Genomic DNA, 23,342 nt, shown 5'->3' on the forward strand with positions numbered 1-23,342 from the left:
AGTTTCGTCGCGTTATGCAGGCTCCGTAGCTGGAGAGGCATCATGACGAACAAGGCATCGGGCCTTTTCACCACCGCAAGCATCGTCGCCGCCCTGTTCGCCCACCCCGCCTTCGCGGCGCAGGAGCGGCCGGTCGCGGCGCCTTCTCCAGCCTCGTCGGGCGCGCAGCCGCGCGGCGAGACCGTGCTTGACCGGGGCTGGCGCTTCCACCTCGGCGCGCCCGTTGCCGATCCGCTGGGTGCTCCCCTCGACGATCGGTCGTGGCAGCCGGTGACCGTGCCGCACACGTGGAACCGGATCGGCTATTACCGTCCCGACCCGGCGTCGCACGTCAACACGCCGGAAACGATCGACAAGACCCAGGGCGTGGGGTGGTACAGCCTGCGCTTCACCCCGCCGGCGGCGGCGTCGAAGAAGCGCCAGTGGCTCGAATTCGACGCCGCCAGCCGCACCGCCGATGTCTGGCTCAACGGTCGCCGGCTGGGCAGCCACGCCGGCGGCTTCTCGCGCTTTCGCCTCGATGCCACCGACGCGCTGCGCGCAGGCCAGGAAAACGTCCTGCTGGTGCGCGTCGACAACAGCGCGCCGACCGGCAAGGATGCCGCCACGGCCGATATCCTGCCGCTGACCGGGGATTTCTTCGTCCACGGCGGCCTTTACCGGCCGGTGCGACTGGTGACGACCGATCCGGTCCATATCGACATGGCCGATTTCGGCGGGTCCGGTGTCGCCGCGTCCACGCTGGCGGCGGACGCGACCGCCGCGCGCGTTGCCGTGCGGACCCGCATCGTCAACGACGGCACGGCGCGCGCGCCGGTCCGGGTCGTCGCGCGGCTGGTCGACGCGGCGGGCACCGTCGCCGCGACCGCCGCGCAGGCGGTCACCCTCCGCCCCGCCGCCGCGGGCGCGCCGGTGTCCGAAACGTCGCTGGAGCTGGACGTCGCCAACCCGCATCTGTGGCAGGGGACGAAGGACCCGTATCTGTACACGCTGGTCGTCGAGGTCGCGGATGCGCGCGGGGCGGTGCGCGATCGCGTGTCGCAGCCGTTCGGCCTGCGCACGATCCGCATCGACCCGGCGCGCGGGCTGTTCCTGAACGGCGAGCATGTCGCGCTGCACGGCGTCGGCTACCACCAGGATCGCGAGGGGAAGGGCTGGGCGATCACGCCGCAGGACGTCGCGGACGACATGGCAATCATGCGCGAGATGGGCGTGAACGCCATCCGGCTGACGCATTACCAGCATGGCCGGCCAATCCACGACCTGGCCGACCGCTACGGCCTCTTGGTCTGGGACGAAATACCGCTGGTGTCGGCATGGACGCACCGCGGCGAGCTTGAACCGCGTCCGGGGCTGGTCGCCAATGCGCGCCAGCAGCTTCGCGAACTGATCCGCCAGAACCGCAACCATCCCTCGGTGGTCACCTGGGGCATCGCCAACGAGGTCGATTTCGGCAATTCCTTCCCCGCGTTCCTGACCGGCTATCCCGACGGCAAGTCGCCCGATCCGATGCCGCTGCTGCGCGAGTTGCAGGCGCTGGCCCATGCCGAGGACGCGGGGCGCCCGACCGCGCTGGCCACCTGCTGCGAAGGGCGGCTGTTCGACCAGGGCGTCGATATCCCGACGACCGCGTCGGCGGCCGACCTGGGCGGGGCGAACCGCTATTTCGGCTGGTATTTCGGCACGCCCGACGATCTGGGGCCGCACCTCGACATGCTGCGCGCCAAACGGCCCGACCAGCCGCTGTCGGTGACCGAATATGGCGCGGGCGGCGCGACGACGATCCATACCGACGACGTGCTGGGCGGCCCGATCGATTCGCGCGGGCGCATCCAGCCGGAGGAATATGAGAGCCATATCCACGAACAGGCGTGGAAGGCGCTGAAGGCGCGCCCGTATCTGTGGGGCACGTTCCTGTGGAATTCGTTCGATTTCGCCACCACCGTGCGCGCCGAGGGCGATGCGCAGGACATCAATACCAAGGGGCTGGTCACCTATGACCGGGCGATCCGCAAGGACGCCTATTTCTTTTACAAGGCCAATTGGACCGACGCGCCCACCGTGCACATCACCGGGCGGCGCTATACCGATCGGGCGTATCGCGTCACCGACGTGCGCGTGTACAGCAACGCCCCGGTTACCGAACTGGCGCTCAACGGCCGGTCGCTGGGCACGCGCGGCGATTGTCCGGACCGGATCTGCGTCTGGAACGGGGTCGCGCTGGATGCGGGCGCGAACGATCTGGTCGCGCGCGGCCGGTTCGCGGCGGCGGCGGCGCCGGTGGAGGATCGCGTGTCGTGGCAATTGGGGGCGGATGCGCGCGCGCATCTGCGCATCGACGCGGGCGCGATCGTCGCCGCGCCGGCCACGCGCCGCTTCGGCTCGGATGCCTTCTTCACCGGTGGTGCGGCCGGAACGCTCAACAAGCCCGCCGACTACGGCAAGGCCGCCGTCGTCGCGACGATCGCGGGGACGCCCGACGCCGCCGTCGCGGCGACCTACCGGTACGGAACATTCGGCTACCGGCTGCCGCTGGCCGACGGCCGCTATCAGGTGACGCTGACCTTCGTCGAACCGTCGCTCGCACCCGGCGCGCGCGTCTTCGACGTGACCGCCAACGGCCGGCCGATCGTCTCCGCGCTCGACGTGGCGCGCGCGGCGGGCGGCACCGCGACGGCGCTGCAACGGCGCGCGACGGTGGAGGTGCGGGGCGGGACGCTCGACCTTGCGTTTGTGCCGCGCACGGGCGAGGCGATCGTGTCCGCGATCGAGATCGAGGAGGTGTCGCGTGGCGCGCGCTGATCTGAAGGATGACCTGCCCCGCATGACGCCGACGATGCGATGGTTCGGCCCGGCCGATCCGGTCCCGCTCGCGCACATCCGCCAGGCGGGGGCGGTGGAGGTCGTGACCGCGCTTCACGAACTGCCGAACGGCGCGGTGTGGCAGGCCGATCACATCGCCGCGCGCAAGGCGACGATCGCGCAGGCCGGGCTGGGCTGGACCGTCGTCGAAAGCCTGCCCGTGCACGAGGACATCAAGACCCGCGGCCCCGGCTGGGACCGGTACATCGACGCCTATCGCCGCAGCCTGGCGCATCTGGGCGCCAACGGCGTCACCACGGTCACCTACAATTTCATGCCGCTGCTCGACTGGACGCGCACGGACCTTGCTTGGCAGCTGCCCGATGGCGCCCGCGCGCTGCGGTTCGAATGGGAAGCGGTGGCGGTCTACGACATCCATATCCTGCGCCGGGCGGGTGCGGCGGCGGATTACGACCCCGCGCTTCGGGAACGCGCCGCGCGCCGTTTCGCGGCGATGGACGACGCCGCGCGACATGCGCTGCAACGCACGATCATCGCCGGCCTGCCCGGCAGCGAGGAAAGCTTCAGCTCGCCCGAGTTCCTGCGCGCCTTGTCGGCCTACGATCATGTCGATGCCGACCGGCTGCGCGCCAACCATGTCGCGTTCCTGGATGCGGTGTGCCCCGCGGCGGAGGCGGCGGGCATCCGCCTGGTGGTGCACCCCGACGATCCGCCCTTCCCGATCTTTGGCCTGCCGCGGGTGGTCAGCACCGAGGCGGACGTCGCCGCGCTGTTCGCGCGCGTCCCCAGCGCGGCGAACGGGCTGTGCTTCTGCACCGGGTCGTTCGGCGCGCGCCGCGACAACGACCTGCCCGGCATGGTGCGCCGCCTGGGAGACCGCATCGGCTTCCTCCACCTGCGGTCCGTCGCGCACGAGGCGGCGGAGCGGACCTTCCACGAAGCGGAGCATCTGGGCGGCGATGCGCAGATGGCGGCGGTGGTCGCGCAGATCGTCGCGCTGGGCGCGCGCGAACGGCGCGCCATCCCGATGCGTCCCGATCACGGGCATCAGATGGCCGACGATCTCGAAAAGGTGACCAATCCCGGCTATTCGCTGATCGGCCGGCTGCGCGGCCTGGCCGAACTGCGCGGACTGGAACATGGCCTGATCCATGCCCGCCAGGCGCTGGGGGCGGTCGCATGAGCCGGCCGCTGGTCCTGCATCCCGACCGCCTGTTCGCCAGCGATCCCGTCCAGCGGGACATCGCCCGCGCGCTCTACGCGACCATCGCCGACGCGCCGATCGTCAGCCCGCACGGCCATACCGATCCGCGCTGGTTCGCTGACGACCAGCCGTGGACCGATGCGACCGCGCTGCTGCTCCAGCCGGATCATTACATCTTCCGCATGCTCTACAGCCAGGGGGTGCCGCTCGACGCGCTGGCGATCCCGCGGCGCGACGGGGAGCCGGCGACCGATCGCCGCGCGGCGTGGCGTACCTTCGCCGATCATTACCATCTGTTCCGCGGCACGCCGTCGCGCCTGTGGCTCGATCACGTATTTGCCGAGGTATTCGGCTTCGACCGGGCGCTCGATCGCGGCACCGCGGACGATTATTTCGACCGCATCGGCGAGGCGCTGGCGCGCGAGGCCTTCCGTCCGCGCGCGCTGTTCGACCGGTTCCGCATCGACTTCCTCGCCACGACCGAGGGCGCGCACGACGATCTCGACGCGCATCGGCGGATCCGCGCCTCGGGATGGAACGGGCGGGTGGTGACCACCTACCGCCCGGACAGCGTGATCGACGTCGAGCACGAACAGTTCGCGGGCGCGATGCGACGCTTCGCGGAGCTGACCGGCGAGGACGTGTACAGCTGGCAGGGCTATCTTGCCGCGCATCGCAGCCGCCGCGCCGCGTTCCAAGCCGCCGGGGCGACCGCGACCGATCACGGCCACCCCACGGTCGCCACCGCCGATCTTCCCCCGGCGCAGGCCGAGGCGCTGTTCGCGCGCATCGTCACCGGGCGCTGGACGGCGGCCGACGCGGAGCTGTTCCGCGCGCAGATGCTGACCGAAATGGCGCGGATGTCGCTGGACGACGGCATGGTGATGCAGATCCATCCCGGCAGCTTCCGCAATCACAACGCCGGCCTGTTCGCCAGCCACGGCCGCGACAAGGGCGCGGACTTGCCGACGCGCACCGAATTCGTTGCGGCGCTCAAGCCGATGCTCGACGTCGTCGGAAACAGCGCGGACGTGACCATCATCCTCTTCACGCTGGACGAAAGCGCCTATGCGCGCGAACTGGCACCGCTGGCGGGTCATTATCCCTGCCTGCGGCTCGGCCCGGCATGGTGGTTCCACGACAGTCCCGAAGGGATGCGCCGCTTCCGCGAGATGACGACCGAGACCGCCGGCTTCTACAATACGGTCGGGTTCAACGACGACACGCGCGCGTTCCTGTCGATCCCGGCGCGCCACGACGTCGCGCGCCGCGTCGATTGCGCCTTCCTGGCGCGGCTGGTCGCCGAACACCGGCTGCAGGATTGGGAGGCGGCCGATCTGGCGCAGGAACTGACCAGCGGTCTGGTCCGCCGGGCGTACCGGCTGTGAGGCTGTCGGACGGCACCGCTGGTCGCCTGCCGGCCGGGATCGCGCGCGGCTGCTATGATCGCCATGCGCAGCGCGCGGGGATCGTGCACCTGGGCATCGGCGCGTTCCACCGGGCGCATCAGGCAAGCTACACCGATGCGGCGATGGCGGCGGGGGATCGCGACTGGGCGATCACCGGCGTGTCGCTGCGTTCGCGGCAGGTCCACGATCAGCTCTTCCCGCAGGACGGCCTGTATACCGTGACCGAGCGGCAGGCCGGCGGCGCGGCCGTGCGGCTGATCGGCGCGGTGACCGGCGTGATCGTCGCCCCCGATGCGCCCGCGCGCGCCATCGCGGCGCTGACCGCGCCGGACACCCGGATCGTCACGCTGACCGTCACCGAAAAGGGATATGCCGCGCCCGATCCCGCGGATCGCGCAGCGGCGGGGGCGGCCCCGCGCTCGATCTACGATTATCTCGCGCAGGCGGTGGTCGGGCGGCACGATGCCGGGCTGGCGCCGCTCACGCTGGTCAGCTGCGACAATCTGTCCGACAACGGCGGCGTGCTGCGGCGGCGGCTGGCGGCGCACCTCGATATCGTCGCGCCGCGGCATCGCCGCTGGTTCGAGGACGAATGGGCGTGCCCGGCGACGATGGTCGACCGGATCGTCCCCGCGACGACCGCGGCGGACCTCGATCTGGTCGCCGACGCGCTGGGGCTGCGCGACGAAGGCGCGGTCGTCACCGAACCCTATGCCCAATGGGTGATCGAGAACCGTTTCGCCGGCCCGCGGCCGCGCTGGGACATGGTCGGCGCGACGTTCGTCGACGATGTGACGCCCTTCGAAACCGCCAAGCTGCGCATGCTGAACGGTGCGCATTCGGCGCTTGCCTATCTCGGCCTCGCGCGCGGGTATGCGTTCGTGCATCAGGCCATCGCCGATCCCGACATCGCCGCGCTGGTCGGCCGCCTGATGCGCGACGAAGCCGCGCCCTCCATCCGCACCGGCCCGGGACAGGATCTCGATCGCTATGCCGACCTGCTGCTGGCGCGCTTCCGCAATCCGGCCCTGCCGCATCGCCTGATCCAGATCGCGGCGGACGGGTCGCAGAAGATCGGCGCCCGCTGGCTGGCGCCGCTCGCCGCCAACCGCGCGCAGGGGCGTCCGTCGCCGGCGATCCTGCACGCGCTGGCGGCCTGGGTGACGTTCGTTCGCGGCGACGGCCATCCGGTCAGCGACCCGCACGCCGGAATGCTGGCGCAGGCATGGCGGCAAGGCGGGGCCGATGGCGTCATCGACACGCTGTTCGCGCCGTCCGGGCTGTTCGGACCGGACCTCGCCCTGTCGCCCGACGAACGCGCCGACCTGCGCGATCGGCTGGCGCCCACCGCCGCCTGACCCGCGCGCGCGGCGCCGTGAGCAAGGTCTCCCCGTCGCGATGCGGGCGTCGATGGGCACGGCGCTGGCGTCGCCCGCGCCGCACGGGGCCGGGCTCCGCAACGGCCTGTACGTGTCCGAATTCGCTCCACCGCTGCTGGATGGCGGCATCGCCTTTACCGACGGCACGCGCGTGGCGACCGATCTGCTCGCGCTGCAGCGCCTGATGATGGCGCATGGCTTGAACGAGATCTTCGTCCGGATGGGAAGCGGTGGGGGCGAGGCTGGCGAGGGCTTCGTGAATGCCCGGCGCCGCGCTGGCGAAGGCGGCCGGCGTGCCGCTCAATCCTGAACCTGCGCGGGCGATCGCGCGCCCGCCCCGCCTTGTCCGCTATCGCCGATGGCTTGGGATGATGCCGATATGCCGATGCCAAGTACAATCATGCGCTGGTCCCCGTAACGACTACAATGGCGATGGCAGGCCGGACGTGAATTCGGCTCCGGCGGTGCAGGCGGGCCGGTACTTCAGCCTGTGCCGCTCCTCGGCGACGCCGACGGGCGCGCCCAAGCTGCAGGCGTCCGCCAACAGCGAAGTCAACGTCGCCATCCAGGATGGGTTCAAGGGCTTCGTCCGCGGGCTGGTCCGCTATCAGGGGACCAGGGAAGACGCCAATTCGGGCATCCGCACCCAGTCGCAGACGACGATCGACGCCTTCGCCGGCCTCAAAGACGCCGGTCGGCGGCGAGGTTTCGCTGATCGCACGGAACCTGACGAACCAGCAGATCGACACCTTCGCGCAGCGGATGTTCGGCCTGTTCGGCGACAGCACCGGCTACAGCGCCGGCGCGCGGACCCTGGGCCGCGAAGTCGGTATCCTGGTGCGCTTCGATTACTGACGCGCCCGTCGCGGCGCTGGCTCACCACCCCCGGTGAGCCAGCCCGTGCGGCGCCGGGGGCAGGCCGGCGCGACGACCATCGCGCCTGTCCTGCCGGCCGCCTTGCGCTCCGACCTCAAGCCGCATCGGCGCACAGGGTCTGCTTGGCTCGCCGCCGCGCGCAGGGGCGTGCTCGAACGGTCGTTCGCGATCGTCGTAGTCAGCGTCGGCCTCTATGTCGCGGCGTCGTCGTCCTGATCGCCGCATGTCCCACCCGGCGTCGCCAATGAAGGAAGCCGGTCACGGCCAGCAGGGTCGGCGCAAGGCCGATCAGGACCGCCAGTATCCGGATCGGCAGTCCGCCGATCGACCCGTCGTGAAGGGGGCGGACCCATGCGTTCAGACGCGTCCCGGTCCCGCCCTGGCGCACATCCTGGATCGTGACCACGTTCGCCGTTCGCCGATCCACGAACACATAGCTGCCCGGGAACCGCTGATGCGGATCGCCGGGTACCTGCAGCCGAAACCGGTAGGGCCGATCGGCATCGCCCGGCACATCGATGAACACCAGCCGCCCGTCCGGAACCGTCCTTTTCACCACGCGCAGCGCGTGTCGCACGGATATGATCGGCCCGGTGCCGCCCGGTAAGGTCGGATCGGCAACCGGCGCCGTCGCGAACAACGCGGTCTTCACGCTCGGCAGTGCCAGGATGACCCCCGTCCCCGTCACAATCATCAGAAGCAACCCGCTGCCGACACCCGCCAGCTTATGCAGGTCGCGCAGCCGCCGGATCGGCGCCGACCGCCGCTTGAACGCCAATGCCTTTGCCCAACTGCCGCGCGGCCACCATGCGATGACGCCCGTCGCCAGCAGGACCAGCATGGCGACCCCGGACCATCCGACGATCTGCATGCCCACATCGCCCGCGAGCAGCTGCATGTGCAGTTCGTAGATCCAGCTCATCAGATAGCCGCCCCAGGGCGCGACGCGGATCACCCGGCCGGCATCGGGGGAAAACCACACCATCTGGCGGGGAGGATGCGCCGCGCCGGGCGGGGAGGGGGGATAGTAGCGCGCCGGGATCGCGCCGCCTTCGCCCGTCACTTCGAACGACCATTTGCCCGCCGGATCGAAACCCGCCGCGCGCCCGGTCGCCAGCGCACGATCCCAGACGGGCGACGACCAGCCCGGCGCCGGGGCAAGGGCGTCGCTGCGCGCCTCGGAATGCAGCGCCTCGTCGATGCCGACATAGAAGACCAGCGCCGATCCCGTCAGGCCGATCACGGCGAACAGCAGGCCGAGCGACAGCCCCAGCCACAGATGCACCCGCCGGACCCCCATCCGCCATGATCGCCCGGAGGCCGCCGCCCGCGCCCGCATCGTCAGAACCGCGCCCGGACCGCGCCGAAGACGCTGCGCGGATCGGCAGGCGCGTGCAGCCGCTGCGTGCCGTCGTACCAGACATATTCGTAGCGATCGTTCGTCAGGTTGCGCACCTGCGCCGACAGCTCGATGGCTTTGGTCACGCGGTACGCCAGTTCGGCGGTGACCTGGAAATAGTCGCCATAGCGGCCCTGGCTGTTGGCGGTGTTCAGCTCATAGGACGACTGGCCGTTGCCCCACAGCGACGCCCGCCACGGCAGCGCCGTCGGCGCCCATTCGATCCCGGCGGTATAGACGTTCCTCGGGACGTGATCGATCTCGTTGCCCGCGGTCAGCGGGGCGGCCGGATCGGGGACGCGGATGATCGCCTTCTGGTGCGACCAGCTGGCCCAGGCCGACAGGCCGGGGAGCGGCTGCACGCTCGCCTCCAGATCGAAGCCACGGCGTCGCGTAGCGCCTAGATTGTCGAACTCCCCGGACGGGTCGTTGAGCCGGCGCTTCAGCTCGCCGGTCGCGGTCTGCTGCCACACCGCCGCGCGGGCGGTCAGAAAGCGGCCTTGCGACAGCTTGATGCCGCCCTCGAAGCCTTCGTTGATCGAGGCGGCGACATCGCGCACGCGCGGCGGCACGACATAGGCGCCCGATCCTGCGCCGATCTGGAAGGTGCGCCCGAAATTGCCATAGGCGGTCAGCCCGGCGACGGGCGTGACCGCGACCGACAGCTTGGGCTGGTTGATCGTGCCGTAATCGTTGACCGGGTAGGTGAGGCCGTTCAGCCGGTTGGTGAAATGGCCGCTCACTCGGTCGATCCGCCATGCCGGCGTGATCGTCAGCCAGCGCACCGGGGTCGCGATTGCCTGCACATAGGCGCCGCCCACCGTCAGGTCGAAATCCTGGTCGCGGGTGGCGGCGGTGACGATCCGGCGGTTGGTGGTCCAGCGCAGGCTGCGGTTGTGCTGCCACTGCACGTCGCCGCCCGCCTCCGCCATCAGCCAGTCGGCCGCGTGCCAGTGCAGTCCGGCCACCACGCCGTAATGCTGCTCGTCCGTCAGCCGCTGCTGCTGCGCGACGTTCGCCGAGAAGCGGACATAGCGATTGTCGCGGTTGGTCGTCGCATAGCCGACCGCGGTCAGCGACACGTCGCGCGACAGATCGGCATCGACGTGCACGCTGTACTGGCTCAATTCGCGCGTGCCGCCATCGGTCGCGGATACGTCGTAGGAACGCGAGCGGTTGGTGTAGGCGTCGGCATCGGTCAGATAGCCCGGCTCGTCCGCCGCGCTGCGGCTGTGGCGCGCGATCAGCCCCAGCTTGGCAGTGCCGACGTCGTAGAACCACTTGCCCGCGAAGTTCAGCCGGTCGAGACCGGCGTGGTCGCGGAAGCCATCGCTCCGGCGATAGGACAGCAGGTAATTCTGGCTCAGCCGCCCGGTCTCTACCCCGGCCGACATCTGCGCGTCATAGGTGCCGAACGCGCCGGCGATCCCGCGCACGTCGAGGTAATTGCCGCCGATCCGCGTCTTGATATCGGCGCTGCCCGCGATCGCGTGCAGTCCCCAGCGCGGATCGGAGGTGCCGCGCACCAGCTCGACCGAGGCGATGTCGAGCGGCGAGACGAGGTCCATGAAGTCCATCCGCCCGGCATTGTCGTTCGACGGCACGCCATCGATCAGCAGCTTGACCGCGTTGATCTCGCCCTCGCCGTTGAATCCGCGGATCGAGAAGCGGCCCGAGGTCGTGCCCTGGCTGAAATCGGTCAGGACGACGCCGGGTAGCCGCGCGAACAGTTCCCACGCGTTGTCGACATTCTGGCGCTGCGCGACGTCGCCGCTCAGCACGTCGACCGAGGTCAGGACATTGGCGGTGGAGCGCGCCATGGATGTGGCGGTGACGATGATCTCGTCCCCGCCGATCGTCACCTGCGTATCGGCGCGGGCGGACGCCTCGTCGCGCCGCTGCGCCGCGGCCGGCGCGGCGATCAGGAAACAGCCGGTGGCGGCCGCCACCATCAAACCGGTCTTCGACATGATATTCCCCCACGGCCCGCTCCCCGGCGGGCCGAATGTCTTTCGTGTTGGTGCGAGCGGACGCGTCAGGCGCGGCGTCATCGCGCCGCAGCCTTCGCCCATGCGCGAACGCCTGCGGTCGGATCGGTCGTCGGCGACGCCGCTTCTCGCGTGCGTCGAACCCCGGCCGGGGTGCACTTACGCTCCGACGCGACGCGCGCATCTCCGATCGCTGGCGACCGGAAACCGCTGCGGAACGTGGCTCGCGTGACGGCCGACAGGTGCCACGACGACGGCGCGGTCGGCCCGGCCGTGCCCCGGTCAGTGCGTCAGGCGGAAAGCGGGGGGCCGCGCAGCGGTGGGCGCAGATAGGGTGTGGCGCGCGGTGCGATGCGCGGGGTCGCCCGCAGCGCCATGACCGCCACGGCGGCCAGCGCCGTCGCCAGCAGCACGACGTCGACCGCGCCCAGAACCTGCGCGGACAGACCCGCGAAGGCGCACGGCATCTCGGGTTTGCCGTGATCCGTCGACTTGTCCGTCTCCGGCATCGTGGCATGCGCCATGGCCACGACGTGATCCATGCCCGGCATGGCCACGGCGGCGGGGGTCGTCGCCATTCCCGAACAGATGACGATGGACAGGCGCCCGTGATCGGCTGCGATCATATAGCCGCCCGGCACCAGCAGCTTCAGCAGCAACGCGACGGCACAGATCATCGCCGCCAGCGGGCGTTGCGCCAGGAGATGCCGGACAGACTGCACGGACGGGCCGTTATCGCGAACGTCCCGGCATGTCACTTGGACATTATGTCACCATGCTACGGAACGGGGCGAGTGGGCATCGCGGCGTGTCCGGGCACGGCACGATGTTCGGCCAGATGATGACGGCGACGCTGGCGGACGAGATTCTCACCGACGCGCCTGGCGGCGTCCGGGCGCTGTTTTGCATCGGTGCGAATCCCGCCAACGCGCTGCCCGATCAGCGGTATGCCATCGAGGCGCTGCGCGCGCTCGACCTGTTGGTGACGAGCGAGCCGGTGTGGTCGGAGACCGCGCGGCTGGCGGATATCGTGTTCGCGGTGAAGCAGCCGTTCGAGCGGCCGGATCACACGCAGTTCCTCGAAGGGCTCGGCCTCGAAATTCCGTTCGCGCAATATACGCCCGCGCTGGTGCCGCCGCCGGCGGGCAGTGACGTCGTGGACGACTGGATGGTCTATTACGCGCTCGCGCAGCGGCTGGGGCTACAGCTCGGTCTGGGTGTGCCGGTCGACATGGAGAGGACGCCCGACAGCGACGACCTGCTCGAGCTGTTGACGACAGGCGCGACGGTGCCGCTCGATACGGTCAGGGCGTGTCCCGCGGGGGCGGTGTTCGATCGTCCCGCACCGACCATCCTGCCCGCGCGGGAGGGGCGGGACGCGCGGCTGGCGCTGGCGCCGGACGACGTCCTGGCCGAGCTCGACGCGTGCCGCGACGGCCTGTCCGGTCGACCCGACATGGCGGCGACGCACCTGCTGGTGGCGCGGCGCGAGCGTGAGACGATGAACAGCTTCGGCCGCGACCTGGCGGTGACGCGCCGCCGCTTCCCGACCAATCCGGCATGGATGCACCCCGACGATCTGGCGGCGCTGTCGCTGACCGATGGCGCGCGGGTCAGGATCTCGGTCGATCACGATTCGATCGTTGCGGAGGTTCGCGGTGACGCCAGCGTGCGGCGCGGCGTGGTGTCGATGTCGCATGGCTGGGGCGGATTGATGACGGACGATGCCGCGCAGGAGGGGGCTTCGACGACGCGTCTGGTGGCGCGCGACCGCGCGGTGCAGGCGATCAACGCAATGCCGCGGCTGTCCGCCATTCCGGTGATCGTCTCCCCGCTCTGACGCGGCGGCGCACGGCGCGACATTTGGCCGATAGGTCGCGCCGGATCTATGACGAGGCGGAGGAGGCCAGCCATGATCAAGATGATATTCTGCCTGCACCGGCTCCCTGGGCTCAGCCGCGAGGACTTCCAGCTATATTGGCGGGAACGTCACGCGCCGCTCGTGCAGGAAGTCGCGCCGATCCTGCGCATCCGTCGCTATGTGCAGAGCCATAGCTTTACCCACGCCGCCATCGCCGGCAGAAAAACATCGAGTTTGGGGGATGCGAGTGGCTTCCCAGAACCCATTTTTGCGGGCCGCTTTTATGAAAGGGCCGTGGGACCGATTGCCTCAGTGACACGTCCCATAGGCACGGCTAGTTAGCCCCCGTGCAGGCCGTCCGGCATCTTCTCGCGCAACGCCATTTCGCCGTGCTGCTCTGCGCGGCGACGCTGTTGCTGAAGCTGCTGGTCCCCACCGGCTACATGATCGACAACGCGTCCGGCCGCATGACCGTCACGATCTGCTCCGGCTTCGGTCCGGCGGCCATGTCGATGGACATGCCGGGGATGCACGGCGACATGCCCGATCACGGCAATTCGAAGGATCACGGCAAGGCGGAAATGCCCTGCGCCTTCTCGGGGCTATCGGCCGCGATGCTGGGCTCGATCGATCCCGTCCAACTCGCCGCGCTGATCGTCTTCATCCTGGCCCTCGGCCTGATCGCGACTGTCCCGCCGGCACCCTCACGCCCGGCCCATCTACGGCCTCCGTTGCGCGGACCACCTTCCTACCTCTGACCTGTCATCCCGCGCCGCTTCATCCGGTGCGACCATGAATTGCGGCCCGCGTCCTCAGGCGTCGGGCCGGTCAAAGGTATTTCTCCATGTTCCGATCCTATCGTCTGGCGGGCGCGGCTGCGCCCTGCCTGCTGCTGGCTGTGCCGGCCGACGCACAGGTGCGAAGCACCAACATCACTGACGATCGCACCGATGCGACAATTGTCGTCACTGGCCAGCGCGATCCGCTGAAGCTGGACGATCAGGCGCAGGCGAGCAGCCGCCTCGGATTGTCGATCCGGGAGACCCCTGCGAGCGTCGAAGTGCTGACGCAGGACGATCTCCAGGTTCGCGGCCTTCGCACCGCGCGCGAGACGTTCAACGACGTGGTGGGTGCGATTGCCGGCAACGTGCCGGGCAATCCGGCCGTCGTCAGCTTGCGCGGCTTCGCCGGCAACACCGTGTCGATCCTTCAGGACGGCGTGCGGATTTCGACCTCGACCGTCGTTCAGCGCGACAGCAACAACTGGCACTATGATCGGATCGAGGTGCTGAAGGGGCCGGCCTCGGTTCTCTACGGCGAAGGCGCGCTGGCCGGCGTCATCAACAAGGTGACGCGCAAGCCGGTCCTGGGAGAACGCCACCTCGACACGCTGTTGTCGGTCGGGAGCTTCGATACGGTGTTCGCGGCAGGCGGGGTCAACCTGCCGGTATCGTCCACGATCGCGGTGCGGGCGGACGCCAGCTACCAGCGGTCGGACAGCCTCTACGACGTGGACAACAACGACACCTTCTCGGCCGGGCTGACCGCGAGCGCGCTGTGGCGCCCAAGTGATCGCCTGTCGTTGCTCGTCGCCGTCGATCATTTCGAGGATCGCTACGACGCCACCTATCAGGGCCTGCCGCTGATCCCCGGTCAATATGCGCTGCGCCCGACCGATGCCGTCACGACGGCGAACGGCCTGGTCGCCGATCGCGCGCTGCGCCCACGCAACTACAACCCGCAAGGTGCCTATTCCGGGGCCGACGAGACCACCGTGCGCTCGCGGCTCGACTGGTCGATCGGCAGCGGGTGGACCTTCGCGGTCGACCTGACCGGTTACACCGCGAAGCGCGCGTTTCTGCTCGCCGACAGCCAGACCTTCGTCGCGCCGACCGCGGCGTTCCCGAACGGCAGCTTCCGCCAGACCTATCAGGACTTCCGCCACGATCATCAGTTCTGGAACGCGCGCGGGGTGATCGGCAATGACAGCCGGATCGCGGGCCTCCGCAACCGCTTCAGCCTCGGCGTCGAACACAACGACACCGATTTCGTCAGCCTGCGTCAGACGGCCCCAACTTCGGCCCTCCCGGCGGTGGACGTGCGCAATCCGGCCATCGTGCCGCTGCCTATAGGGACAGCGATCTTCACCGCCGGCAACGTCACCTTCGATTCCAGGCTGAAGCAGACCTCCGTGTTCGCGGAGGATGCGGTGAACCTGACGCCCAAATGGTTGCTGGTCGGCGGGATACGCTGGGACCACATGGAGCTGGACCGCGCGACGATCCAGAATGTCACCGGCGTGGTCGATCGAAACAGCCCGACGTTCGATCCTGTCTCGTGGCGGGCGGGCACGACGTGGGACGTGACACCTGGCCTGACCCTCTACGCGCAATATACGACCGCGGTATCGCCGGTCTCCTCGATCCTGCTGGCGTCGATCGCCAACAGCCGGTTCCGGCTTACCAAGGGCCGCGCCTACGAGGCCGGGTTCAAGGCGACCGCATGGGGCGGTCGGGCGAGCGTCACCGGCGCGGCCTACCGCATCAAGCAGCGCGACATCCTGACCCGCGATCCGAACAACCCGGCGCTGACGGTGCAGGGCGGGCGGCAGTCGTCACAGGGCGTCGAGCTGTCCGCCGTCGTCTCGCCAGCGAAGGCGCTGCGCCTCTCGGGCGGCGTGTCCTACACCGACGCGCAATATGACGAGTTGTCCGAGCTGGTTGGAGGCGTGCGGATCGACCGGAGCGGCAACCGCCCGATCAACGTCCCCTCGACCACGGTCAACGCCTCCGCACTCTACACCATCGCCGACAAGGTGACGCTGGGCGGCTTCCTGCGGCACGCCAGCGCCTTCTACACCGACACGGCCAATACGATCCGGGTCGCCGGGCATAATGTGCTGGATGCCAGCCTTTCGTTCCCGGTCGCAACGCAAGCAACTCTGACGCTTCGTGGTCGGAACCTGACCGACGCCTTCTACGGCGAATATTCCGGCTACCCGACCACCAACGTCTATATCAGCGCGCCGCGATCGTTCGAAGTGGCGCTGGCGACGCGGTTCTGATGTCGGGGCATCGCCGATCGGCAGTATCGCGCACGCGCATCCTCGTGCGCCGCGTCCATCTGTGGCTGGGGTTGAGCCTGGGGCTGCTGTTCGCGGTGCTGGGCCTCACCGGGTCGGCGCTGGTGTTCTACACCGGCATCGATGCCGCGCTCCATCCGGTGGTCGAGGCCAAGCCGGGCGATGTGCCGCCTGGCCTGGCCTCGCCGGCATGGGATCGCGCGCTGGCGACCGGGCGCGCGCGCTGGCGCCATCCGGGCGACAAGTGGACGCTGGAGGTGACGGGCGAAGGCGGCCCCATTCCCGCCCGCTACTACCCGGCGTCCGGGCACGGCCATCATACCGATCGGATGATGGTCTGGTTCTCGCCTGACGGCACCCGGATCGTCCGTGCCGAACCCTGGGGTGGCTATCTGATGAGCTGGCTCTACCAGCTCCACATGGCGCTGCTTGCCGGCGACCTCGGTGGGCAGGTGGTAGGCTGGTCGGGCGTGGCGATGCTGGTGCTGCTCGTCAGCGGCATCGCGGCGTGGTGGCCGCGTGGAAGCTGGCGCAAGGCGCTCGCCTTCAAGCGCGACGCCGCACCGATCCGCCGACTGCGCGACCTTCACAAGCTGTCCGGCCTGTGGAGCATGGCGCTGTTGTTCGTGCTGGTGGCGACGGGCGTGCTGCTGGCGCTGCCCGCCGTCACGCAGGCGTTGCTGGCTCCCGCGACCATTCCCGCGCCGAAATCGGCGGGGGGAGGTGATCACCAAATCGCGATCGTCGAGGCGCTCTATACGGCCCATCGCGCTCTGCCGGATGGCCGCATCGTCTTCATCGACATACCGGGAGCCGGCGATGCACCGATCCGGGTCCGGTTGCAGGTGCCCGGTGATCCGCACCGGCGCTTCCCCGGCAGCTACGTGTTTATCGACCAGTTCTCCGGTCTCGTGCTGGCCGTGCATGATGTTCGCCGGGCCGGTACCGGCACCGCCGTGGCGAGCTGGATCCGCACACTACACGACGGCACGGTGGGCGGGGTGGCGACCCGCATCCTCGCGGTGTTGATCGGCTTCGTCCCGACGATCCTGTTGACGACGGGCATCCTTCATTGGCTTCGCCGGCGAAAGGCTGCACGCACGGTTTGACTGGCTTGGCACCAGCTTTCCTAAGCAGGAACGGCTGCGAGACCGCCGCGGCGTTTTCACTCCGGATCGCCAAACGGATCGATAGCGGCCCTCACGGAAGTATATCGCGGGGTGAATGGCGAGACACCAAATTCACGAACAAGCAGGTGAGAGTAGCGCTGTCCAATATATCTGTTATGCCGGATATATGGAAAACGATTCGGCTATCGTGGCGCTTGGGGCGTTGGCGCAGGTAACGCGCCTGGATGTGTTTCGCCTGCTGGTCCGCCACGAACCCGATGGCATGGCAGCCGGCGAAATAGCCCGTCAGCTCGACGTTCCGCAAAACACCATGTCCGCGCATCTCGGCATCCTTGCTCGCGCAGGCCTGGTCCGATCAGAACGCCATAGCCGATCGATCATCTACCGCGCTGACCTCGACGGCCTGCGAGCGCTGACGCTGTTCCTCGTCAAGGACTGCTGCGGCGGCTCGCCCGAACTGTGCGCCCCGCTCATCGCCGAACTCGCTCCCTGCTGCTGAAAGGACGCCCGGAATGACCGACAATGCGCCCGTCGATGTCATCATCTATCACAACCCCCAGTGCGGCACGTCGCGCAACGCGCTGGCGATGATCCGCAATGCCGGCATCGAGCCGCATGTCGTCGAGTATCTGAAAACGCCGCCCTCGCGCGCGATGCTGGCAGAGCTGATCGACCGTGCCGGGATCACCCCGCGCGACCTGCTGCGCGAGAAGGGGACGCCCTATGCCGAGTTGGGCTTGGGCGACACGTCGCTGTCCGGCGACGCGCTGATGGACGCGATGATGGCGCATCCGATCCTCATCAACCGGCCGCTGGTCGTCTCGCCGCTCGGCGTGAAGCTGTGCCGGCCGTCCGAAGCTGTCCTTGATCTGCTGCCGAGCGGCCAGCGCGGCGCGTTCGTAAAGGAGGAAGGCGAGCAGGTGGTCGATGCCTTGGGCCAACGCGTCGCCTGATGCTCCTTGCCGTCCTGATCTTCGTCGCGACGATCGCGTTCGTCATCTGGCAACCCAAGGGCCTGGGCATTGGGTGGAGCGCGATGGGCGGGGCGGTCGTGGCGCTGCTCGCGGGCGTCGTCACCCTGTCCGACGTGCCGGTGGTATGGGGCATCGTCTGGAACGCGACCGCGGCGTTCGTCGCGATCATCGTCATCAGCCTGTTGCTCGATGAAGCCGGGTTCTTCGAATGGGCGGCGCTGCACGTCGCGCGCTGGGGTGGAGGGCATGGTCGCCGGCTGTTCGTCCTGATCGTGCTGCTTGGCGCGGCGGTGTCCGCGCTGTTCGCCAATGACGGCGCGGCGCTGATCCTGACGCCGATCGTCATCGCCATGCTGCGGGCGCTGGGGTTCAAGGACAAGGCGACGCTGGCATACGTCATGGCAGCCGGGTTCATCGCCGACACCGCCAGCCTGCCGCTGGTCGTCTCGAACCTCGTCAACATCGTGTCGGCCGACTTCTTCAGGCTCGGTTTCGCCGACTATGCCGCCGTGATGGTGCCGGTCGATCTGGTGTCGATCGCCGCCACGCTGGGCGCGCTGTTGCTGTTCTTTCGGCGCGACATACCGCAGGATTACGATGTGACGGCGCTGCGTGCCCCTGATGCCGCGATCCGGGACGCCGCAACCTTCCGCGCCGGATGGATCGTCCTTGCCCTGCTGCTCGCCGGCTTCTTCCTGCTCGAACCGCTCGGCGTGCCGGTCAGCGCCGTGGCCGCTGCCGGAGCGGTCCTGCTGCTGGTGATCGCAGGGAAGGGCCATGTGATCCCAACGGCCAAGGTGCTGCGCGGCGCACCCTGGCAGGTCGTGATCTTCTCGCTCGGCATGTACCTCGTCGTCTACGGCCTGCGGAATGCCGGCCTGACCGATCATCTGGCGACACTGCTCGATCGCGCCGCCCAAGGCGGCGTATGGGGCGCGGCGCTCGGCACGGGCGTGATCGCGGCCGTCCTGTCGTCGGTGATGAACAACATGCCGACCGTGCTGGTGGGCGCGCTGTCGATCGACGCCACCCACGCCACGGGTGCGATCAAGGAAGCGATGATCTACGCCAACGTGATCGGCTGCGACCTCGGTCCCAAGCTGACGCCGATCGGCTCGCTCGCCACGCTGCTGTGGCTCCATGTCCTCGGGCAAAAGGGCGCGCGGATCGGGTGGGGGTACTATTTCCGGGTCGGGGTTACGCTGACCGTGCCTGTCCTGCTCATCACGCTGGCGGCGCTTGCGCTGAGAATGGGGATTGCCTGATGCCGCTACGCGACCTTGGGCGATCGGCAGGACCCGGCAGATCCGCTCGACCCCGTACACCTCGCGATGCGCGTCGATGAACGACACCATCACCTCGCTCGGCGGTTGAGCTCCGCCATCGCAAAATACGCCGACGCCTTGCGTAGGATCTCGTTGGCCTGGCGCAGTTGGCGGTTCTCCCGCTCCAGTGCCTTCATTCGGTCGGCGACGTCGCTCGGCATCCCGGCGCGCATGCCGCTGTCGACCTCGGCTTTCTTCACCCAATCGTGCAGCGTCTGGCCCGCACACCCGATCTTCATCGCGATCGACACCACCGCTGCCCAGCACGACGCGTGATCCTTCTCGTGTTCCAGCACCATCCGCACCGCACGCGCGGGCACCTCAGGTGAAAACTTGTTCGTCGTCTTGCTCGTCATAGCCCCTTCCTCTCAGGAGTTGGGGCCTCCGGCAAACCCGGCGCGGTTCAGTTCGTGAGGAGAAGCGCCTCCAGGTGAAGCGCCGCCTGGTAACTGGTCAGAAGCCGGAGCTGGTCTACTGCTTCAAGCTCCCAAGCCACTAAGGGGGCGAGCCGGCGGGGGCCCACCCCGCCGGCTCCATTCGGCGGCCGGCGCTCTCTGATGTCGGTTGTCGCCGAGGCGAAGAGCGTGCCGCAAGCTTGAAGGGCAGCGCCACCACGCCATGATCGACTCGAGGTTTGATCGCAAAAGCGTGCGTCGATGTTCGCAGGCTTCCGCTGGCGGATATTCGACTGATATTTGATGATCTGCCCGCCTGCACACGCAAGCCATTGAAAAGGCTGGTGACCCCTACGGGAATCGAACCCGTGTTTCAGCCGTGAAAGGGCCGCGTCCTAACCGCTAGACGAAGGGGCCGTGAGGCGTGGCGGGTCCCTTGGCGGAAAGGGCGGCGGGGGTCAAGGGGTCAGTTGGCCCAGGCGGCGTCGTCGACGTGCAATTCCGCCGCCGGCCGCGCACCCCATTCGTCGAGCCGCGCGCGCCCCGCCAGCCACAGCCGGCGCGACGGGCCGGCGGCCAGCAATGCCTGGCCCAGCGGATTGTCGGCGGCGCGGAACGCCATCGCCTTCAGGCTGCGGCCGTCGTCGCCCGCCACGATCGCGCGGACATGGCCGTTGCCGACGACGTCGACCTTGATCGTGCGCACCGGCCCCACCGCCACGCGCGGCGCGGGCCAGCCGGTGCCATAGGGGCCGCCCGCCTCCAGCGCATGGACCAAATCGGGGGTCACCCCGCCCGCCGCGACGACCGAATCGACCAGCAGCGCGCGGTTTTCTCGCGCCGTTTCCACCGCCGCGCCCAGCCGCGCTTCCAGATCGTCGGCGAAGGCGGGGATCGCGTCCTTCGCGATCGTCAGCCCCGCCGCCATCGCATGGCCGCCGCCCGCGATCAGCAGCCCGCGCTCCTTCGCGGAGAGCACCGCCGCGCCCAGGTCCACCCCTGTGATCGACCGGCCCGATCCCTTGCCGATGCCGTCGTCGTCCAGCGCGATGACGATCGCGGGGCGGCCCAGCCGCTCCTTCAGCCGCCCGGCGACGATCCCGATCACGCCGGGATGCCAGCCGTCGCCCGCCACCACGCACACCGCGCGGTCGCTGCACAGCATCGCCTCAGCGCCTTCCTGCACCATCGCCTCGATCGCGCGGCGTTCGTCGTTCAGGCGGTCCAGCTCCGCCGCCAGCGCGCGCGCCTCCGCCGGGTCGCGCGTCGTCAGCAACCGCACGCCCAGGTCCGCGCGCCCGACGCGCCCGCCGGCGTTGATGCGCGGCCCGAACGCAAACCCCAGGTCGCTGGCGGTCGGCGCGCGCGTCAGCCGCGCCGCCTCGCCCAGCGCGGCCAGCCCGATGTTGCGGCGCTGCGCCATCACCTTCAGTCCTTGCGCCACGAAGGCGCGGTTCAGCCCGCGCAGCTGCGCCACGTCCGCCACCGTCCCCAGCGCGACCAGATCGAGCAGGTCGAGCAGCCGCGGCTCCGCCCGCGTCGCGAAATAGCCGCGCGCCCGCAACGCGCGGATCAGCGCCGCGCCCAGCAGGAACGCGACCCCCACCGCCGCCAGATGGCCGTGCGCGGCGCCTTCGCCCTCGTCCTGGCGGTTGGGGTTCACCACCGCATGCGCGCGCGGCAGCTGCGTCGCGCATTGGTGATGGTCGACGACGATGACGTCGGCGCGCGCCCCCGCCAGCGCGTCGAACGCCTGCGCCCCGCAATCGACCGTGACGATCAGAGTCGCGCCCTCCGCCGCCAGCCGCTCCATCGCGTCTGCGTTGGGGCCGTACCCCTCGACCAGCCGGTCGGGGATATAGACGCGGGCGTCGCGCCCCAGCTCGCGCAGCAACAGCACCAGCAGCGCCGACGATGTCGCGCCGTCGACGTCGTAATCGCCGAAGATCGCCACCGCTTCGTCGCGCTCCACCGCATCGGCCAGCCGCGCGGCGGCGACGTCCATGTCGCGGAAGATCGACGGATCGGGCATGAACCCGCGGATCGACGGCGCCTTGTGCGCCTCCAGCGCGTCGCGAGGGCAACCGCGCGCCAGCAGCAATTGCGTCAGCAGGTCGTCGGGCATCAGTCCGTCGCGCTGGTCCGTCGCCAGCGCGCGCCAGTGCCAGGGTTGGCCGAGGATCGACCGGTCGATATCCAGAACGCGCCGCATCGGCGGTGCCATACAGGGACGTGCACCCCGCGTCACCGCCGATAACAATTTGCCATGTGATATTGTAACATGGCCGTGGCTGCCCTATCTGCGTCCCGGTCATGGCTCAGCGACTCACCTCCGACGCGGGAACACACCGGCTCGATCGCTGGGCGATCTGGCTGTCGGCGGCGTGCGTCGTCCATTGCCTGGCGACGACGGTGGCGCTGGCGGTGCTGTCCACCGCGGGCGGCCTGCTGGGCAGCCCGCTGATCCACGAAGCGGGGCTGGTGATGGCGCTGGTCCTGGGCGTCGTCGCGTTCGGGCGGGGCGTGGTGCGGCATCGCCGCCCGCTGCCGATCGTGCTGGGCGCGACCGGGCTGGCGCTGATGGCCTCGGCGCTGGTGGTGGCGCATGGCGCGCATCATCTGGCGGAAACCGCGCTGACCATCGCCGGGGTCGCGGTGCTGGCGTTGGGCCATTCGCTCAATCGCCATACCCACCGCTAAGCTTGCCGGGGCGCCGCCCGGTGCCTATCTCATCGCGCATGGGGCATGGCCATCACGAACCGGAGGGCGACGCGCTGATGCGCGCGGCGCAGGCGGCGCTGGAAGGCGCGGGCGAGCAATGGACGGTGATGCGCGCGGGCGTCTTCGCGGCGCTGTCGGGCTTCGCGAAGCCGGCGTCGGCCTATGACATTGCGGAGGCGGTGTCCCGTGCCGAGGGGCGGCGGATCGCCGCCAACAGCATCTACCGTATCCTCGACCTGTTCGTCGCCGCCAACCTGGCGCAGCGGGTGGAAAGCGCCAACGCCTATGTCGTCAACGCGCATCCCGGCTGCCGGCACGACTGCATCTTCCTGGTGTGCGATGCGTGCGGCAAAACCACGCACGTCGACGACGATCGCCTGACCCGCGACCTGCGCCAGACCGCGCTGACCGCCGGTTTCCAGCCCGAACGCCCGGTGGTGGAAGTCCGCGGCCGCTGCGCCGAATGCGCGGCGTAAGGATCGCGACGGACGTTCCCTGGTCTTGAAGAAGGTCGTTCGCATAAAGGCGTAGAAGTGCGTTCGCGCAGAGACGCGGAGGCGCAGAGATGGTGCGCCGACCGCCCGCGCAGCGGCCCCATCCCGACGATGCGATAGGTGCGAGACGCTGCGCGTCGGCAAAGCCTCTCTGCGCCTCCGCGTCTCTGCGCGAACAACCCCTTTCTTCAGCGCCGCGCGTCGCGTCGATACCCGCCGACCGCATGGTCGATCGACCTGACGTTCGCGAACATCGCCGTTGCCTCCTCCGGCACGGTCCCC

At 69.3% G+C, this 23,342-nt stretch carries 19 protein-coding genes, 1 tRNA gene, 1 pseudogene and 1 other annotated feature; of the genes and pseudogenes, 15 read left to right on the forward strand and 6 right to left on the reverse strand.

The window, feature by feature from the left end:
• The first annotated feature begins 42 nt into the window (after positions 1-42).
• The 5 genes from COA07_RS10855 to COA07_RS10875 are packed head-to-tail and all read left to right on the forward strand — an operon-like array spanning position 43 to position 7,125.
• Positions 43-2,802, forward strand: coding sequence for a glycoside hydrolase family 2 TIM barrel-domain containing protein (locus COA07_RS10855; RefSeq protein ID WP_096640973.1), 2,760 nt, complete (start codon positions 43-45; stop codon positions 2,800-2,802).
• The gene (uxuA, locus tag COA07_RS10860; protein WP_245842114.1) at positions 2,789-4,006 is read left to right on the forward strand and encodes a mannonate dehydratase; all 1,218 of its coding nucleotides are present in this window, start codon (positions 2,789-2,791) and stop codon (positions 4,004-4,006) included. Before COA07_RS10855 ends, uxuA begins: the two co-directional genes overlap by 14 nt.
• Positions 4,003-5,415 (forward strand): glucuronate isomerase, encoded by a 1,413-nt coding sequence (gene uxaC / locus COA07_RS10865; RefSeq protein ID WP_066708564.1) that lies wholly within the window; start codon positions 4,003-4,005, stop codon positions 5,413-5,415. The genes uxuA and uxaC overlap by 4 nt, the downstream gene beginning before the upstream one ends.
• The gene (locus COA07_RS10870) at positions 5,412-6,794 is read left to right on the forward strand and encodes a mannitol dehydrogenase family protein (protein ID WP_066708566.1); all 1,383 of its coding nucleotides are present in this window, start codon (positions 5,412-5,414) and stop codon (positions 6,792-6,794) included. The genes uxaC and COA07_RS10870 overlap by 4 nt, the downstream gene beginning before the upstream one ends.
• Before the next feature lie 52 nt (positions 6,795-6,846).
• Complete coding sequence (locus COA07_RS10875) at positions 6,847-7,125, forward strand: hypothetical protein (protein WP_066708568.1); 279 nt, start codon at positions 6,847-6,849, stop codon at positions 7,123-7,125.
• Positions 7,126-7,869: 744 nt separating this feature from the next.
• Here the strand turns inward: COA07_RS10875 and COA07_RS10880 are convergent.
• The 3 genes from COA07_RS10880 to COA07_RS10890 form a co-directional block, all read right to left on the reverse strand.
• On the reverse strand, positions 7,870-8,991 hold the full coding sequence (locus COA07_RS10880) for a PepSY-associated TM helix domain-containing protein (RefSeq protein WP_066708570.1): 1,122 nt from the start codon (positions 8,989-8,991) through the stop codon (positions 7,870-7,872).
• 41 nt (positions 8,992-9,032) lie between these two features.
• A complete protein-coding gene (locus tag COA07_RS10885) occupies positions 9,033-11,060 on the reverse strand; it encodes a TonB-dependent receptor (RefSeq protein WP_066708576.1) in 2,028 nt (675 codons plus the stop codon).
• 308 nt (positions 11,061-11,368) lie between these two features.
• Positions 11,369-11,737 carry a DUF2946 family protein gene (locus COA07_RS10890; protein WP_245842115.1) on the reverse strand — a complete coding sequence of 123 codons (369 nt, stop codon included), beginning with the start codon at positions 11,735-11,737 and terminating at the stop codon, positions 11,369-11,371.
• Positions 11,738-11,853: 116 nt separating this feature from the next.
• Here COA07_RS10890 and COA07_RS10895 point away from each other — a divergent pair, with 116 nt between their 5' ends.
• From COA07_RS10895 to COA07_RS10930, 8 genes are all read left to right on the forward strand, one after another.
• Positions 11,854-12,918 carry a molybdopterin dinucleotide binding domain-containing protein gene (locus COA07_RS10895; RefSeq protein ID WP_169803502.1) on the forward strand — a complete coding sequence of 355 codons (1,065 nt, stop codon included), beginning with the start codon at positions 11,854-11,856 and terminating at the stop codon, positions 12,916-12,918.
• A gap of 72 nt (positions 12,919-12,990) precedes the next feature.
• A complete protein-coding gene (locus COA07_RS10900) occupies positions 12,991-13,281 on the forward strand; it encodes an EthD domain-containing protein (protein WP_083956766.1) in 291 nt (96 codons plus the stop codon).
• A 5-nt stretch (positions 13,282-13,286) separates the two neighbouring features.
• Positions 13,287-13,697: a DUF2946 family protein gene (locus COA07_RS10905; protein ID WP_066708585.1), complete on the forward strand. Its 411-nt coding sequence runs from the start codon at positions 13,287-13,289 to the stop codon at positions 13,695-13,697.
• 86 nt (positions 13,698-13,783) lie between these two features.
• Positions 13,784-16,003, forward strand: a complete 2,220-nt coding sequence (locus COA07_RS10910) for a TonB-dependent receptor (protein WP_066708588.1) — start codon at positions 13,784-13,786, stop codon at positions 16,001-16,003.
• Entirely contained in the window at positions 16,003-17,130 is a 1,128-nt protein-coding gene (locus tag COA07_RS10915) for a PepSY-associated TM helix domain-containing protein (RefSeq protein ID WP_066708591.1), read from the forward strand. Before COA07_RS10910 ends, COA07_RS10915 begins: the two co-directional genes overlap by 1 nt.
• Positions 17,131-17,317: 187 nt before the next feature.
• Positions 17,318-17,650 carry an ArsR/SmtB family transcription factor gene (locus COA07_RS10920; protein WP_066708594.1) on the forward strand — a complete coding sequence of 111 codons (333 nt, stop codon included), beginning with the start codon at positions 17,318-17,320 and terminating at the stop codon, positions 17,648-17,650.
• Between the two features lie 13 nt (positions 17,651-17,663).
• Positions 17,664-18,104 carry an arsenate reductase (glutaredoxin) gene (gene arsC / locus COA07_RS10925; RefSeq protein ID WP_066708597.1) on the forward strand — a complete coding sequence of 147 codons (441 nt, stop codon included), beginning with the start codon at positions 17,664-17,666 and terminating at the stop codon, positions 18,102-18,104.
• Positions 18,104-19,390, forward strand: coding sequence for an arsenic transporter (locus COA07_RS10930; protein ID WP_066708600.1), 1,287 nt, complete (start codon positions 18,104-18,106; stop codon positions 19,388-19,390). The genes arsC and COA07_RS10930 overlap by 1 nt, the downstream gene beginning before the upstream one ends.
• Before the next feature lie 15 nt (positions 19,391-19,405).
• Positions 19,406-19,522 (reverse strand) — a sequence feature (AL1L pseudoknot).
• Here COA07_RS10930 and COA07_RS10935 read toward each other — a convergent pair.
• The 3 genes and pseudogenes from COA07_RS10935 to recJ form a co-directional block, all read right to left on the reverse strand.
• A pseudogene (locus tag COA07_RS10935) lies at positions 19,409-19,806 on the reverse strand (transposase); the annotation flags it as partial. (Overlaps the previous feature by 114 nt.)
• 381 nt (positions 19,807-20,187) lie before the next feature.
• Positions 20,188-20,262 (reverse strand) — tRNA-Glu (locus COA07_RS10940).
• A gap of 49 nt (positions 20,263-20,311) precedes the next feature.
• On the reverse strand, positions 20,312-22,057 hold the full coding sequence (recJ, locus tag COA07_RS10945; RefSeq protein WP_096641013.1) for a single-stranded-DNA-specific exonuclease RecJ: 1,746 nt from the start codon (positions 22,055-22,057) through the stop codon (positions 20,312-20,314).
• Positions 22,058-22,158: 101 nt separating this feature from the next.
• Between recJ and COA07_RS10950 the strand changes: the two genes are divergently transcribed.
• Positions 22,159-22,545 (forward strand): MerC domain-containing protein, encoded by a 387-nt coding sequence (locus COA07_RS10950; RefSeq protein WP_066711586.1) that lies wholly within the window; start codon positions 22,159-22,161, stop codon positions 22,543-22,545.
• 38 nt (positions 22,546-22,583) lie between these two features.
• Positions 22,584-23,042 carry a Fur family transcriptional regulator gene (locus tag COA07_RS10955; protein ID WP_066711585.1) on the forward strand — a complete coding sequence of 153 codons (459 nt, stop codon included), beginning with the start codon at positions 22,584-22,586 and terminating at the stop codon, positions 23,040-23,042.
• The last annotated feature ends 300 nt before the right edge of the window (positions 23,043-23,342 follow it).

Origin of the sequence: Sphingomonas adhaesiva, from assembly GCF_002374855.1 — a bacterium.
GTDB classification, from domain to species: Bacteria; Pseudomonadota; Alphaproteobacteria; order Sphingomonadales; family Sphingomonadaceae; genus Sphingomonas; species Sphingomonas adhaesiva.